Annotated in this window: 15 protein-coding genes; 12 read left to right on the forward strand and 3 right to left on the reverse strand. The window is 34.1% G+C overall.

The window, feature by feature from the left end; all coding sequences use genetic code 11:
• The first annotated feature begins 201 nt into the window (after positions 1 to 201).
• The 8 genes from AC1DMU_RS04810 (at position 202) to AC1DMU_RS04845 (ending at position 5,519) form a co-directional block, all read left to right on the forward strand.
• On the forward strand, positions 202 to 585 hold the full coding sequence (locus AC1DMU_RS04810) for a VOC family protein (RefSeq protein WP_088063817.1): 384 nt from the start codon (positions 202 to 204) through the stop codon (positions 583 to 585).
• A gap of 14 nt (positions 586 to 599) precedes the next feature.
• Positions 600 to 1,142: a GNAT family N-acetyltransferase gene (locus tag AC1DMU_RS04815; protein ID WP_088063816.1), complete on the forward strand. Its 543-nt coding sequence runs from the start codon at positions 600 to 602 to the stop codon at positions 1,140 to 1,142.
• On the forward strand, positions 1,142 to 1,723 hold the full coding sequence (locus AC1DMU_RS04820; protein ID WP_087984631.1) for a kinase: 582 nt from the start codon (positions 1,142 to 1,144) through the stop codon (positions 1,721 to 1,723). The genes AC1DMU_RS04815 and AC1DMU_RS04820 overlap by 1 nt, the downstream gene beginning before the upstream one ends.
• A 162-nt stretch (positions 1,724 to 1,885) precedes the next feature.
• Positions 1,886 to 2,620 (forward strand): LytR/AlgR family response regulator transcription factor, encoded by a 735-nt coding sequence (locus tag AC1DMU_RS04825; protein ID WP_088063815.1) that lies wholly within the window; start codon positions 1,886 to 1,888, stop codon positions 2,618 to 2,620.
• A complete protein-coding gene (locus tag AC1DMU_RS04830) occupies positions 2,620 to 3,936 on the forward strand; it encodes a GHKL domain-containing protein (protein ID WP_476941477.1) in 1,317 nt (438 codons plus the stop codon). Before AC1DMU_RS04825 ends, AC1DMU_RS04830 begins: the two co-directional genes overlap by 1 nt.
• Positions 3,937 to 4,025: 89 nt before the next feature.
• A complete protein-coding gene (locus AC1DMU_RS04835) occupies positions 4,026 to 4,703 on the forward strand; it encodes a YhfC family glutamic-type intramembrane protease (protein ID WP_088063813.1) in 678 nt (225 codons plus the stop codon).
• A gap of 2 nt (positions 4,704 to 4,705) precedes the next feature.
• Positions 4,706 to 5,092, forward strand: coding sequence for a DUF3887 domain-containing protein (locus tag AC1DMU_RS04840; protein WP_088063812.1), 387 nt, complete (start codon positions 4,706 to 4,708; stop codon positions 5,090 to 5,092).
• A gap of 115 nt (positions 5,093 to 5,207) precedes the next feature.
• Complete coding sequence (locus AC1DMU_RS04845; protein WP_088063811.1) at positions 5,208 to 5,519, forward strand: hypothetical protein; 312 nt, start codon at positions 5,208 to 5,210, stop codon at positions 5,517 to 5,519.
• A 40-nt stretch (positions 5,520 to 5,559) separates the two neighbouring features.
• On the opposite strand, the gene AC1DMU_RS04850 is transcribed toward AC1DMU_RS04845, so the two are convergent.
• Together AC1DMU_RS04850 and AC1DMU_RS04855 are read right to left on the reverse strand one after the other, a co-directional pair.
• Complete coding sequence (locus AC1DMU_RS04850; RefSeq protein ID WP_000974615.1) at positions 5,560 to 5,775, reverse strand: helix-turn-helix domain-containing protein; 216 nt, start codon at positions 5,773 to 5,775, stop codon at positions 5,560 to 5,562.
• 10 nt (positions 5,776 to 5,785) lie between these two features.
• Complete coding sequence (locus tag AC1DMU_RS04855; protein WP_476941478.1) at positions 5,786 to 6,268, reverse strand: DUF2975 domain-containing protein; 483 nt, start codon at positions 6,266 to 6,268, stop codon at positions 5,786 to 5,788.
• Between the two features lie 322 nt (positions 6,269 to 6,590).
• On the opposite strand from AC1DMU_RS04855, the gene AC1DMU_RS04860 reads away from it, so the two are divergent.
• The 4 genes from AC1DMU_RS04860 (at position 6,591) to AC1DMU_RS04875 (ending at position 13,817) form a co-directional block, all read left to right on the forward strand.
• Positions 6,591 to 8,252, forward strand: coding sequence for an alkaline phosphatase (locus tag AC1DMU_RS04860; protein ID WP_088063809.1), 1,662 nt, complete (start codon positions 6,591 to 6,593; stop codon positions 8,250 to 8,252).
• Between the two features lie 302 nt (positions 8,253 to 8,554).
• Positions 8,555 to 10,936: an immune inhibitor A domain-containing protein gene (locus AC1DMU_RS04865; protein WP_088609171.1), complete on the forward strand. Its 2,382-nt coding sequence runs from the start codon at positions 8,555 to 8,557 to the stop codon at positions 10,934 to 10,936.
• A 380-nt stretch (positions 10,937 to 11,316) separates the two neighbouring features.
• Positions 11,317 to 12,348 (forward strand): Delta(5) desaturase DesA, encoded by a 1,032-nt coding sequence (gene desA / locus AC1DMU_RS04870; protein WP_142291766.1) that lies wholly within the window; start codon positions 11,317 to 11,319, stop codon positions 12,346 to 12,348.
• Between the two features lie 281 nt (positions 12,349 to 12,629).
• Positions 12,630 to 13,817 (forward strand): RtcB family protein, encoded by a 1,188-nt coding sequence (locus AC1DMU_RS04875; protein ID WP_088063807.1) that lies wholly within the window; start codon positions 12,630 to 12,632, stop codon positions 13,815 to 13,817.
• Positions 13,818 to 14,013: 196 nt separating this feature from the next.
• Here AC1DMU_RS04875 and AC1DMU_RS04880 read toward each other — a convergent pair whose 3' ends face one another.
• Positions 14,014 to 14,361 (reverse strand): VOC family protein, encoded by a 348-nt coding sequence (locus tag AC1DMU_RS04880; protein ID WP_088063806.1) that lies wholly within the window; start codon positions 14,359 to 14,361, stop codon positions 14,014 to 14,016.
• Positions 14,362 to 14,417: the final 56 nt, after the last annotated feature.

Here is a 14,417-nt window from a genome sequence, read left to right on the forward strand (position 1 = left end):
TAAAAGTATTCAAAATTCAGAAAAAATAAAATATAATAAGAGTACGAACTGGTTATGTCCAAACCAAATCTCCTGTTTTATGCCAATAAGCTGGGGGGCCGAGAAATCGGCCTCATTTTTTTGTGCTCGTTGCTATAAGGAACAAGGTTTTTATGAGACATTTGTCGAAATTTTAGGGATGGATATAAAGGAGGATGTAAAATGAATTTAAAAATGAAGTACATCATTTTATATGTAGAAAATTTTGAAGAATGTTTAAGATTTTATAAAGATATTTTACAGTTACCTATAAAAGCAGAGCATGGTACATATATTGAATTTAATACTGGTTCTACAATTTTAGCGATGAACACAAGGCAAGATGTGAAAGAATTAACAGGACTACCACTTACAGAAGGTGAGTTACAATCTTCTCATTTTGAATTGGGATTCGTTGTTGATCATGTACAAGAAACAATCGAACAATTAAGAGAGCAAGGTATTAAAATCTTAGTTGAACCAATTGTGAAACCGTGGGGACAAACAATTGCATACATTGCCGATCCAGATGGGAATTATATTGAAATTTGCAGTTCATTAGAATAGAAGGAGAAAAAGAGATGGGGTTTCCGAAACTAGAAACAGAACGTTTACAATTAAGAGAACTAACACTGTTAGATGCAGAAATGATGTTCCGTTATTTTTCAAAAGAATCTGTTATACGTTATTTTGGAATGGATTCTTTCGAAAATATTGAGCAAGCGAAAACGACTATTCAAACGTTTAAAAATCGTTATGAAGAAGGAACTGTATTTCGCTGGGGAATTGAGAAGAAGGGTACGGGCCAATTAATCGGAACGTGCGGATTTCATTTAATAAACAAGCATCATAAGCGAGCTGAAATTGGTTATGAACTAGATGATACATATTGGGGACAAGGGTATGCAACGGAAGCGTTACAGGCGATTTTAACTTACGGGTTTGAAACGTTACAACTTATAAGAATTGCAGCTGTTGTATATGTAGAAAATAAAGCTTCTCAAAAATTATTAAGTAAAGCAGGGTTTCAAGAAGAAGGATTACTTCGAAAACATATGATTCAAAATGGAGTTGCTCATGATACAATTTTATACTCGTTATTAAAAGAAGAGTGGAAGAAGTAATGCGTACAAATGAGCTTATAAATGTTATGAAGAAGCATAAAGAAAATAGGTTCATTTTAGGTATTGATGGACTAAGTCGATCGGGTAAAACAACATTTGTAACAAACTTAAAAGAAAATATGAAACAAGAAAGTATTCCGTTCCATATTTTTCATATTGATGATCATATAGTAGAACGTAATAAACGGTATCATACTGGCTATGAAGAATGGTATGAGTATTATTATTTACAATGGGATATTGAATGGCTTCGGCAGAAGTTTTTTCAGAAGTTACAAAATGACACAAAACTGAAATTACCGTTCTATAATAATGAGACAGACTCAAGTGAGATGAAAAAAGTACAGATCCCCATAGTAGGCGTAATTGTAATAGAAGGTGTTTTTCTACAGAGAAAAGAATGGAGAGATTTCTTTCATTATATGGTGTATTTAGATTGTCCAAGAGAGACACGGTTTCTACGTGAGAGTGAAGAAACGCAGAAAAACCTTTCAAAGTTTGAAAATAGGTATTGGAAAGCAGAGGATTATTACTTAGAAACGGAATTGCCGAAGGATCGGGCGGATTTAGTTATAGAATGATTTGAAGAAAACCTCAACTTTGTGCTTGAATAGTTGAGGTTTCTCTATGTAATAGCAAATTAATTATTTTAATTCTTGGGAAGGAGATTAGTATAACAATTTGAATTATATAGTTATAGATAAATCTATAGATGGAAAGATTTCAATAAAGCGAGTGATTACATGAGTATTTTTATTTTAGAAGATGATGTCATACAAGCGCAGCAAATGAAACGGCTAGTTGAAGAGATTTGTGAGAAATATATGTTGCCTTTTGATTTTATCGAGGTGAGTAGTAAAAGTGAAAACATCATTACTAACATTCCTAAGGCGAAGTATATCCCAATCTATTTTTTAGATATAGAGATAAAAAGAGAAGAACGTAAAGGGTTACAAGTGGCACAAGAGATACGAAAGTATGATACGCAAGGAATTATTGTGTTTGTAACGACGCATTCTGAATTTGCACCTATTTCGTATCAATACATGGTATCAGCTTTAACTTTTATTGATAAAGGGTTGCCATACGAGGAGAGGCGTAACGTTTTTGAACAATGTTTACTCCAATATGAAGCGCGTAATAAGCATATTATTCCGTCCGATGACTTTATCGTTGAAAATAGTAATGCAACTGTGCGGGTTCCGTTTCATGAAGTTGAATATGTTATGACCGATGAACCGCACCGTTTAGCATTAGTGACGTTAGATCGAATTGTTTATTTTTATGGGACTTTAAAAGAAATTGAATTAGTAGATGAACGTTTATTTCGTTGTCATCAATCATATATCGTGAATACGAAGCAACTGTCTTCTTACGATGCGAAGCAAAAAATGATAGTTTTAAAAAGCGGGAAACGCATTCCAGTATCACGGCGCTTAGTGAGTAAAGTACGTAACATATTAAAGGGTGAGATGTAATGTATATTTATGATTTATTTGCAATACTGCTTACTAGTATGAGCCATATGTTTTTATATATTCAATTAATCCGGTACAATAGATTATCAGTTAGAATGTTAATAGCTTTAAGTGCAGTATTCATTATTTTACTTGCTATTGTCGTAACAGTAACGAGATATCCAGAATTGAATAGTACCATTGTGTTATTTCTAATAAGTTTAGGATTAATGCAAAATGAATTAACACTTAAGCATAATGTATATTTTGCACTAGTGAGCATGGTGATTATAACGTTAGTAAAAATGTTGCTTTTCGATTTAGGAATGAAAATCTTTATGTTAACGCCATTCAATTTATATTTATGGACAGGAAGCATGATTCACCTTACCGTATCGACATTTACTTTTATCGGTATTTTTGTAGCCCGTAAAAGAATCCAAAAAATTGCTCAATATATAGTAGGTAGTCCGCTATACTATGTAACTTATATATTATTAATTGCCGGATTTATTATTGAACTAATCTTAACTCAGCCATCTTCTGCGTTATTAGCACAATTAAATCAACAATACAGTGATGTAAGTTATATTTCAGCGATTATTGTATTTTTATTATTAGTCATCATAGTACTTATAAGTTCACATTTATCGAGAGCAAAGTTACAAGAAGAGCATGAAAAACGTTTGGATAAAGAGTTATTAGATTATGTGGAGAAATTAGAGGATATGCATGATGAGCTTGCTAGTTTCCGTCACGATTATATGAATGTATTACTATCGTTAGAAGAGGGAATACGTACGAAAAATGTGAAAGAAATTGAGCAAGTGTACTATGACGTTATAGCTCCTACGTTAAAAACAATAAATGATCATGAACTTGATATTGCGAAATTATCTCGCGTACATATCCCTGAAGTGAGAAGTGTATTAAGGGCGAAAGTTAGCACTGCCCAGCACCAACAAATAAAAATAATGCTCGATATACCAGAGAATATTGAAAGTGTTTCGATGACGGTTATTTCATTTATTCGCATCATTTCAGTTTTAGTAGACAATGCAATTGAAGAAGCAGTACATAGTGAGGAAAAGATATTGCAAATCGCATTCTTTGAAATGGATTCACGACAATATTTTATCGTGCGTAATAGTTCAAAGAGTGAAGCGATTGATTTGCAAAAAATTTATGAGAAAAACCATTCAAGTAAAGAGGGGGCTAGAGGATACGGGTTATTCTCATTAAAACGTATCATGAATAAAACAAATAATGCAACGTTAGAAACAACTTATGTAAGTCCTTATTTCACGCAAACATTCATATTAAAAGAGATAAAATGACCATCTATGATGAAAATGAAACCGAATAGGAAAGAACTACATACTTTCTTCACTCGTTTTTATACACTTCAAGTAAGAGGTGAAGCGAGATGAATGGACTTATTTTTACAACAATGATTTGCTTTGGTTTACCGCTTGTAGCACTTTTATATGCTGTTTGGAAGAAACGCTATATTCCATATATGTTAGGTGTATTGGCTTTTGTTGTATCGCAAATATTGATCCGCATACCAATACTGAATTATGTAAATGGAACTAGCACAGATTTTCAAATGTTTTCAATAATGCAGCCTGTATTATTTGTACTTTTGCTTAGTTTATCAGCTGGAATTTTTGAAGAGATAGCTCGTTTTATCGCAATGCGTTATTTTATGAAGCAACGAGATTGGCAGTCTGGTTTTTTATTTGGAGCAGGGCATGGTGGTATTGAAGCGGTGTTGATAGTTGGTATCCCGGTAATATCCCTATTATTGTCACAAACAGTCATTCAAAATGGTGACAGTTATTATTTGGGCGGTATTGAGCGCATCTTCGCGATGGTATTGCATATTGGACTTTCCTTCATTATATTACAAGCTGTCGCCCAAAAGAAATTTCGTTATGTTTTCTATGCAATTCTCATCCATGGAACTGCAAATGCATTAGCTGGCATTATATCGCTATATGTACCAGGGAAAAGCGGGATCATTATGTCAGAAGTTTCAATAGCAATTTGTGCTTTACTCGTTTTTAGTTATAGTTTCACTTTAAAAAGAAAGGGTGTATGAAAATGAGAAGAATGTTACTTATTATTATAAGTGCTATCGCGGCGTTCGCGCTTGCAGCATGTACCGGTAATAAAGTAGATGAAAGTACGTCAAAAAAGTTTATTCCAAAGGCGGAAGAAATTGTATCATTACTAAATGAGGCGAAGTATAAAGACGTACACGAAAAATTTGATAGTAAAATGAAATCAGCCTTATCAGAAGAGCAAATGAAAGAACTTACGCCTATAATTGAAAAAGCTGGTACATTCGAAAAAATTGAGAAAAAATCGATTGAAGAAAAAGATGGTTTATATACTGTTATTCTTGTAGCAAAGTATAGTAAAGAACAACGTACCTTTATCGTAACTTATAACGATAAAGAAGAAATAGCTGGGTTAGTAATTAGGTAGAAATGTAATGGCAGATAAAGTGGTTGTGTCCACTTTATCTGTTTTTTTGTTTTAACCAAATTATGGGTATTCATGCTAATATAAACACATAGCTATAGAGAAAGGGTGGGTTAGTATGAAAACTGAAATAGTTCCTAAAAAGAAGTACAGTATAATAAGCTACATATCTTTACTCATCGGTGTTTTATGTTTTCTGTTCGTTTTTATTACACCGACAAGGATAGCCAATGTGGGTAATGTAGTGGGAGATTATATTACAGTTGCCCTCATAGTTGCAGGTATTATACTTTCTAGCATTACGATAACGAAACAAACAGAGAAGAAGGGGATTGCTATTATTTCAATAATACTGTCCTTATCATTATTTATATTTTGGATTATCACGATTATATTATTGTTTACTGGTCAAATTAGTTTTGCGCCGTAATATGTAATAAAAAGAGTCCTTCTCGTATGAAGGACTCTTTTTATTCGGTATCTTCCGGTTGATATTCTAAAATATCCCCTGGTTGGCATTCTAACGCTTTACAAATAGCATCTAAAGTTGTAATTCTAATTGCTTTTGCTTTTCCATTTTTTAATATAGAAAGGTTAGCCATTGTAATTCCAACCTTCTCTGAAAGTTCAGTTACACTCATTTTTCTTTTTGCTAACATTACATCAATATTAATTATTATTGCCATGTTATTCACCTCAGACCGTTAAATCATTTTCTGATTTTATATCTATCGCATCTTTTAAAAGTCTTTGGAGAACGGCAGCAAAGACTGCGATAACCATTGAAGAAAAGATAAGGATCATGCCAATTATTAAAATACCTGGTGCATCATCTCTCTCTGCTACAAGATAGAAAAGCGGCATACCTACTACATATAATACACTAATTGTAATAGCACATTGTTTTATCTTTTTTAAAGCTCTAACAGATAATTTCGAGAAGGCGTTCCCCTTATCAATGTAGCTTACAAGTTTAAAGGCTTGATATAGAGCAAAATAAAAAGGTATCACCGTTGCATATAGATTGATTAAAACAAGATATTTTATATATGCAATATCCGGGTATAAGTCCGCTGTGTAATTCCCAATATTAGGAATTAAAAATATACACAAAGCAAAAACAGGAATACCGATAAGGATAATTGCTGTCTTTAAAAAGAGTGTTGATCCTTGGTTCATATAAAGCACCTCATTTTTAAATTATCATTTTAATTTAACATAAATTTTATCGTTTAACAATAAATTCTTATTTATTTCAATCGGATTTTTATTGAGAAACAAATTTTAGTGAAGAGAATGATAAGACGTTTTTATAAAAAAGTGTGGTCTCTATTTATTTGAACATAAAAAGCTATGATATGTATCGTTCGTTGCTTTACTAATAAAAGAAAATGAAGGTAATGATTGTTAGCTTCATGAAAATTGGGGACTAATAAAACATATATAGGTTGTGGAAATCTTTTTGTATATAAATGAATGTGAAACATACGGAGGAAGAACAATGTCGAATTTGGGTTTATTGATGAAAAGGTTACTGTTAGTAGGAACAATCACACTAAGTATGTTATGTACGGAAAGCATGATGAATTATCATACGGTGGAAGCTAAGGTGAAACAAGTAGAACGGCAACCGAAAAATGTAATCATAATGGTTATGGACGGAACGAGTTCTTCAGCAACGACATTAGCTCGCTTGTATAAAGGGAAACCACTTGCACTAGATGAAATTGTAACAGGAGGAGTTCGTACCTATTCGGCGGAATCAGCTATAACAGACTCAGCCCCAGCAGCTACAGCTTTAGCGACGGGGAATAAATCGAATTCAGGATATGTAGGTATATTACCTTCTATTGTAAGTTCACCTGGCTTAAAATCAATCAAAGAAGAGGACAAGTTACGTCCAGTTGCCAATGTTTTAGAAGGTGCCAAACGCACTGGTCGCGCAACTGGAATAGTTGCTACAGCTGAAATTCAGCATGCTACTCCCGCTGGATTTTCTGCTCACCATATTAACCGTAAGCGTTTTGACGTAATTGCGGAGCAGCAAGTGTATCAAAATATAGATGTCGTATTAGGTGGGGGAAAAGAGGCACTGCTACCTATAAAAAGAAAAGATGGTGAAGATTTAGTAAAGGTGATTCAAAACAAAGGATACGACTTTGTTGAAACGAAAGATGCATTATTGAACTCTAAATCTAAGAAAATTTGGGGCTCTTTCTCACATAATGCTCTTGCGTTTGATATGGATCGCGAAGCAACAAATCCGGAGCAACCAACACTTTCTCAAATGACGGAAAAAGCAATTCAAACACTATCAAAAGATAAAGATGGTTTCTTTTTATTTGTAGAGGGAAGTAAGCCAGACTGGGCAGCTCATGTGAACGATCCAATAGGGATGATTAGTGATGTATTAGCATTTGATAACGCAGTTGCAGAAGCATTGGAATTTGCAAAAAAAGATGGTAATACGATGTTAATAGCTGTAACTGATCATGGTAACAGCGGTATTTCTATTGGGAATGCGAATACGACAAAAGGCTATAATATTACGCCGGTCTCTGCATACATTGGTCCATTAAAAAAATCGAAAATGACACTTGAAGGTGCTACAAATAAACTAAAATCTGATTTATCAAATGTAGAAGATGTAGCTAAATTATACGGTTTGGACAATTTAACTTATGATGAAAAAGAAAGAGTAAAAGCAGCAAAAAAGAAATCGGATGTAGGTCCAATACTTACTACATTATTGGCCAATCATGCGAACATAGGCTTCACAACAGGAGGCCATACAGGTGAGGATGTGTTTTTATATTCTTACGGTCCTCAAAAGCCAAAAGGTTTGATCCAAAACACAGACATTGCGAAGACGATGGCGAAAGCAATGGACTTTAACTTAGAAGAAGTAACAAACAAATTATTTGTAGAGAGTGAATTAGCCTTTAAACGAAAAGGTGCAACAGTAGCAATAGATAATACTGATGCAGAAAACCCGGTGCTCATAGTAAAACGTAATAATGTAAAAGCTCAATTATTTGTAAATAAAAATATAATTCGTATTAAGAATAAAGAATATGAATTAGGTAGTGTCGTTGTAGAAAGCAATGGCAAGTTCTATATACCAGAAGAAGCAATCCGCTTATTCATAAAGCATTCTCGTTAAAAAAATGCCAATTCCTTAGCAAGTACTTAGGAATTGGCATTTTTTGTGTAGATGAAAATTCATTCGAAAACAAGAGTAAAGAGAATCGCTGTTTCTACAAAAACATTCTCTACGTTTATAAGTTATTGTGAATGAGGATTTTGCAATATTAGACCTATTGCTATCATATATTTTTCGCCCTGCCTAAAAAAATATTTCTCAACATTCTCTTTGTTGAAAAAGATTGAATATTCGTATTATAACGAATATTATGTTGTTATCGGCAAAAAACGATAATTTGCAGACACTGGGGAGGAAATACATTGAAAAAGAAATTAAAACCATTAGCGGTATTAACAACAGCAGCAGTACTAAGTGGTACGTTTGCTTTTGGAGGTCATGCAGCGTATGCTGAGACACCGACATCATCTCTACCAATAGATGAGCACTTAATACCAGAGGAACGTTTGGCAGAAGCGCTGAAACAACGGGGAGTAATTGATCAATCTGCATCACAAGTCGAGACATCAAAGGCTGTCGAAAAATATGTTGAGAAAAAGAAAGGGGAAAACCCTGGAAAAGAAATCTTGACAGGAGATAACCTTACGCAAGAAGCTTCAGATTTTATGAAAAAAGTAAAAGATGCAAAAATGAAGGAGAATGAACAGGCGCAGCAACCAGAAGTAGGACCAGTTGCTGGACAAGATGCAGGATTGAATTCTAGAAAATTAAATGGAAAAGTACCTACTACACCAGCGAAGCAAGCTGAGTACAATGGAGCTGTTCGAAAAGATAAAGTACTTGTTTTACTCGTAGAATTTAGCGATTTTAAGCATAATAATATTGATCAAGAACCGGGTTATATGTATTCTAAGGACTTTAATCGTGAACATTATCAAAAAATGTTATTTGGTGATGAGCCATTTACGTTATTTGATGGATCGAAGATTAATACATTTAAACAATATTATGAAGAACAATCTGGCGGAAGCTACACAGTTGATGGAACTGTAACAGAATGGCTTACTGTTCCAGGGAAAGCGTCAGATTATGGTGCGGATGCGGGTACTGGTCATGATAACAAGGGGCCTTTAGGACCAAAAGATTTTGTGAAAGAAGCATTAAAAGCAGCGGTAGCAAAAGGCATTAATTTAGCTGATTATGATCAATTTGATCAATACGATCAAGATGGTGATGGAAATAAAAACGAGCCAGATGGAATTATTGATCATTTAATGGTTGTACATGCGGGCGTAGGTCAAGAAGCTGGCGGCGGCAAATTGAAAGATGATGCGATTTGGTCTCATCGTTCAAAACTAGGCTCAAAGCCATATGCAATTGATGGTACAAAATCTTCAGTTTCAAATTGGGGCGGAAAGATGGCTGCATATGATTATACAATTGAGCCTGAAGACGGAGCAGTTGGTGTGTTTGCACATGAGTACGGTCATGATTTAGGCTTACCTGATGAATATGATACAAAGTATTCAGGGCAAGGTGAACCTGTTGAATCATGGTCCCTTATGAGCGGCGGTAGCTGGGCTGGAAAAATTGCGGGAACAGAGCCAACAAGTTTCTCGCCACAAAATAAAGAGTTTTTCCAAAAGAATATGAAGGGTAACTGGGCGAATATCGTTGAGGTAGATTATGATAAACTGCGCACAGGAATCGGTACTGCAACATTTTTAGATCAAAGTGTTACAAAATCAAAACGACCAGGAATCGTTCGTGTTAACTTGCCAGACAAAGATATAAAAAATATCGAATCAGCATTTGGTAAGAAGTTTTATTACAGCACAAAAGGAAATGACATTCATACAACACTTGAGACACCAGTATTTGACTTAACGACTGCAACGGATGCTAAGTTTGATTATAAGGCATTTTATGAATTGGAAGCGAAGTATGATTTCCTTGACGTAAATGCGATTGCAGAAGATGGAACGAAGACACGTATTGATAGAATGGGCGAAAAAGATGTAAAAGGCGGCGTAGATACAACAGATGGTAAGTGGGTTGATAAATCATACGATTTAAGCCAATTTAAAGGAAAGAAAGTAAAACTGCAATTTGAGTATGTAACAGATATTGCAGTAGCTTATAAAGGATTTGCGTTAGACAATGCAGCATTAACTGTAGATGGAAAAGTTGTTTTCTCTGATGATGCAGAAGGACAGCCAGCAATGACGCTAAAAGGATTTACTGTGTCTAACGGATTTGAACAGAAAAAACATAACTACTATATCGAGTGGCGAAATTACGCTGGGTCTGACACGGCGCTACAACATGCACGTGGTCCAGTATTTAATACAGGAATGGTTGTATGGTATGCGGATCAAAGCTTTACAGATAACTGGGTAGGCGTTCATCCAGGCGAAGGATTCCTTGGGGTAGTAGATTCTCATCCAGAGGCAATCGTAGGAACATTAAATGGACAACCAACTGTGAAGAGCAGTACGCGTTATCAAATTGCCGATGCGGCATTCTCATTTGATCAAACGCCAGCATGGAAAGTAAATTCGCCAACTCGCGGTATCTTTGATTATAAAGGATTGCCAGGCGTTGCGAAATTTGATGATTCTAAGCAATACATCAACAGTGTTATTCCAGATGCCGGACGTAAGTTGCCGAAACTTGGATTGAAGTTTGAAGTAGTAGGTCAAGCTGAAGACAAGTCTGCAGGTGCAGTTTGGATCCATCGCTAAAATAAAATGAAAAGGAGCTGCCATAAGTCGGTGAAACCTGACTTATGGCAGCTCTTTTCTTCTTGTGAAAAAGAGATTATTATATAAATACAAATGAAAAAATCTCTTTGCTATTTATAAGAAGAAAAAAGATACATAGAAGTGAAAAAGCTTTCTGTTTATATATATTTATTGGGGAGGGAATAGAAGTTTCTTTAACAAATAAAATGCTCCATCTGTCCGATTATATAAGCTTTTTTGACCGTAAGTAATTTGTAAGTAATGAGTAAGAAAAAAGAAATTTTTATATTATATAATATTTATTACAGCTACTTTTAACACCTGATACTAATAGTATGCTATAATGTGAATTAGCAACATAAAGGAAAGGAATTAGACCAATGACATTAGAAAATACTAAAAATTTAAAAAAACAAGTTGCTCCTTATGAAAAATCAACGATTAAAAAAAGTGTGTGGCAACTTATTAACACAATCGTGCCATTCATTATTTTATGGTACCTTGCTTATAAAAGTTTGTCCGTTTCTTATTGGTTATCGGTAGTTCCATCTCTGTTAGCCGCGGGTTTTATGACACGGATTTTCATTATTTTTCATGATTGTACCCATTATTCATTCTTTAAAAGTCGACCTGCAAATAGAATCGTAGGGACATGTATGGGTGTGTTAACTTTATTCCCGTTTGATCAATGGGGACATGAGCATTCTATTCATCACGCTACAAGTGGTAATTTGGATAAGAGAGGTACAGGAGATATTTGGACGCTTACAGTGGATGAATATTTAGCTGCGCCATTTAGACTTCGTTTAGCATATCGCTTATATCGCAATCCATTCGTTATGTTTGGATTAGGTCCGATTTATGTTTTCTTATTTAAAAATAGATTTAACCGAAAAGGTGCTAGACAGAAAGAACGTATGAATACGTATTTGACGAATATTATAATCGTTGCTTTAATAGCTATACTTTGCTGGGCAATTGGGTGGCAATCGTTTCTGTTAGTGCATGGTACGATATTCTTAATAGCGGGTTCAGTAGGAATTTGGCTGTTTTACGTACAGCACACATTCGAAGATTCTTATTTTGAAGAGGATAAAGATTGGGAATATGTGAAAGCGGCAGTGGAAGGAAGTTCATTTTATAAACTTCCAAAAATCTTGCAATTTCTAACTGGTAATATTGGATTCCATCATGTTCACCATTTAAGTCCAAGAGTACCTAACTATAAACTAGAAGAGGCACACAATAATACGCTTCCGTTAAAAAATGTACCAACGATTACACTTGCTACAAGCTTACGATCACTCCGTTTTCGTCTTTGGGATGAGAAAAGTAACAATTTTGTTACCTTTAAAGAATTCAAAAAAATAATTAAAAACAATGTTTCTGTTCGAGTGAAATCTGAACTATAATTTCATCGTAAATAAAAAACTCTCCTTAATCATTTTCGATTTAAGGGGAGTTTTTATTTAATTATTATATGATCGATATTTAGGAGGAGGAATACTTATGTGTAGGTATAAATATAAAGAGACAGTAATTATATTATGTAAACAAAATGAATCATTATAATTTTTTTTATAGTGAAAGATATAGTACATATATATTGGAAAGCAGAAGGTGGATGATAGTAATTATAAGAACACATACAACGTAATAAAATAATTCTTTCAAAAGGAAGGGGACATGAAAGATGTTGAAATTACAAGGAAAATACAATGAAGCAAAAGTATTTACGAATAACGTTGATGAGACTGCAACTGGGCAGATTATTGATCTTTGTAACCAAGAATTCGTAAAGGATAGTCAAATTCGTATTATGCCAGATACACATGCAGGAGCAGGTTGCACGATTGGGACAACAATGACAATACAAGATAAAATTGTTCCTAATCTTGTAGGGGTAGACATTGGTTGTGGTATGGAAGTTGTTGTGATTGATAAGAAAAAAGTAGAAATTAATTTCGATTACTTAGACGAAACGATTCGTAAATTTGTTCCAAGTGGTTTTCGTATCCGAGATAAAGAACATCGATTCTCAAAAATGATTGATTTTGATGGTGTGAAGGCCCCATATACATTACAACGAGCTCAAAAAAGTATAGGTACTCTTGGAGGAGGAAATCATTTCATTGAATTAAATGAAGATGATAAAGGAAATGTATATATTGTCATTCATAGTGGTTCTCGTAATTTAGGTAAACAAATAGCAGAGTATTACCAGAACTTCGCGTATGAACAACTAATTCATGTTACATCAATGAAGGATGAGATTATTAAGAGATTAACTAAAGAGGGGAGAGAAAAAGAAATACAAGAAACTTTACGTGGAATTAAGAAGCCACAGATTCGTAAAGAACTAGCTTATTTAGAAGGAGAAGGATTCAAAGATTATATGAATGACATGAATATTGCCCAAAAGTATGCTGAGTTCAATCGTAAAGCAATGATTGATGAAATTGTCACTAAAATGGATTGGAAAGTAACTGATCAATTTACTACAATACATAACTATATTGACATGGAAAATATGATTCTACGAAAAGGTGCTATTTCAGCTCAGAAAGATGAACGAGTAATTATTCCAATTAACATGAGAGATGGTTCAATTATTGCATTTGGTAAAGGTAATCCAGACTGGAACTTTTCTGGTCCGCATGGGGCAGGACGTATCATGAGTCGTAAGAAGGCTAAAGAATTATTGAGTCTAGAGGACTTCCAAAATACGATGAAAGAGGTTTGGACTACATCGGTAGTAGAGAGCACAATTGATGAGGCACCAATGGTATACAAGCCAATGGATGAAATTATAGAAAATACAAAAGAAACAATAGATATAAAGCACATTATTAAGCCATTATATAATTTTAAAGCGAATTAGAAGGGATAAATAAGCAGCCAGAAAAAACTATTTTTCGTATCTTTTGTTCGAAAACAATCTAATCAAGGGAAGTAGTTCCATTTTATTGCGATGGGATAGAAGAAGTCGATTTCCTGTGGAGTTAAGGAATCGACTTTTTTATTTATTTTGTTGAATGAAAGCAACCGTTAGCTTAATAGCAAAGGATTATAACCGTCTATTTCTCCCAAAGCTCAATTAGACGACCTTCAGGATCTTTAATCCAAATAAACTTTCCGAACTCACTAATTTCTTCTCTCTTTTCAAGAGGTACACCAATATGTTCAAGATGCTGAATAGTCTCATTTAAATTATGTACTTCAAAATTTAACATCACTTGCTGTTCTATTGGAAAATAATTATCATTTTCGGTAAAGAAAGAAAAAATAGTCTCATTTCCTAATTGGGGTTTAATCACAGTCCCATTCCAATCTTCTATTTCAATTTTCAACACCTCACTGTACCATTTTTTTATAACATCAAGATTTTTAGTTCTCCAAAATATTCCCCCGAAACCTTTTATCATTGTAGATAACTCCTGTCTTTTTTAAAATTTTTAAGCAATATATATTCAATATATCA

Source organism: Bacillus sp. 01N45 (assembly GCF_056399205.1).

Bases quoted from the DNA above. Each gene is read 5' to 3' on its own strand.
- AC1DMU_RS04810 (WP_088063817.1), top strand. From the start codon at position 202: ATGAATTTAAAAATGAAGTACATCATTTTATATGTAGAAAATTTTGAA.
- AC1DMU_RS04815 (WP_088063816.1), top strand. From the start codon at position 600: ATGGGGTTTCCGAAACTAGAAACAGAACGTTTACAATTAAGAGAACTA.
- AC1DMU_RS04820 (WP_087984631.1), top strand. From the start codon at position 1,142: ATGCGTACAAATGAGCTTATAAATGTTATGAAGAAGCATAAAGAAAAT.
- AC1DMU_RS04825 (WP_088063815.1), top strand. From the start codon at position 1,886: ATGAGTATTTTTATTTTAGAAGATGATGTCATACAAGCGCAGCAAATG.
- AC1DMU_RS04830 (WP_476941477.1), top strand. From the start codon at position 2,620: ATGTATATTTATGATTTATTTGCAATACTGCTTACTAGTATGAGCCAT.
- AC1DMU_RS04835 (WP_088063813.1), top strand. From the start codon at position 4,026: ATGAATGGACTTATTTTTACAACAATGATTTGCTTTGGTTTACCGCTT.
- AC1DMU_RS04840 (WP_088063812.1), top strand. From the start codon at position 4,706: ATGAGAAGAATGTTACTTATTATTATAAGTGCTATCGCGGCGTTCGCG.
- AC1DMU_RS04845 (WP_088063811.1), top strand. From the start codon at position 5,208: ATGAAAACTGAAATAGTTCCTAAAAAGAAGTACAGTATAATAAGCTAC.
- AC1DMU_RS04850 (WP_000974615.1), bottom strand. From the start codon at position 5,775: ATGGCAATAATAATTAATATTGATGTAATGTTAGCAAAAAGAAAAATG.
- AC1DMU_RS04855 (WP_476941478.1), bottom strand. From the start codon at position 6,268: ATGAACCAAGGATCAACACTCTTTTTAAAGACAGCAATTATCCTTATC.
- AC1DMU_RS04860 (WP_088063809.1), top strand. From the start codon at position 6,591: ATGTCGAATTTGGGTTTATTGATGAAAAGGTTACTGTTAGTAGGAACA.
- desA (WP_142291766.1), top strand. From the start codon at position 11,317: ATGACATTAGAAAATACTAAAAATTTAAAAAAACAAGTTGCTCCTTAT.
- AC1DMU_RS04875 (WP_088063807.1), top strand. From the start codon at position 12,630: ATGTTGAAATTACAAGGAAAATACAATGAAGCAAAAGTATTTACGAAT.
- AC1DMU_RS04880 (WP_088063806.1), bottom strand. From the start codon at position 14,361: ATGATAAAAGGTTTCGGGGGAATATTTTGGAGAACTAAAAATCTTGAT.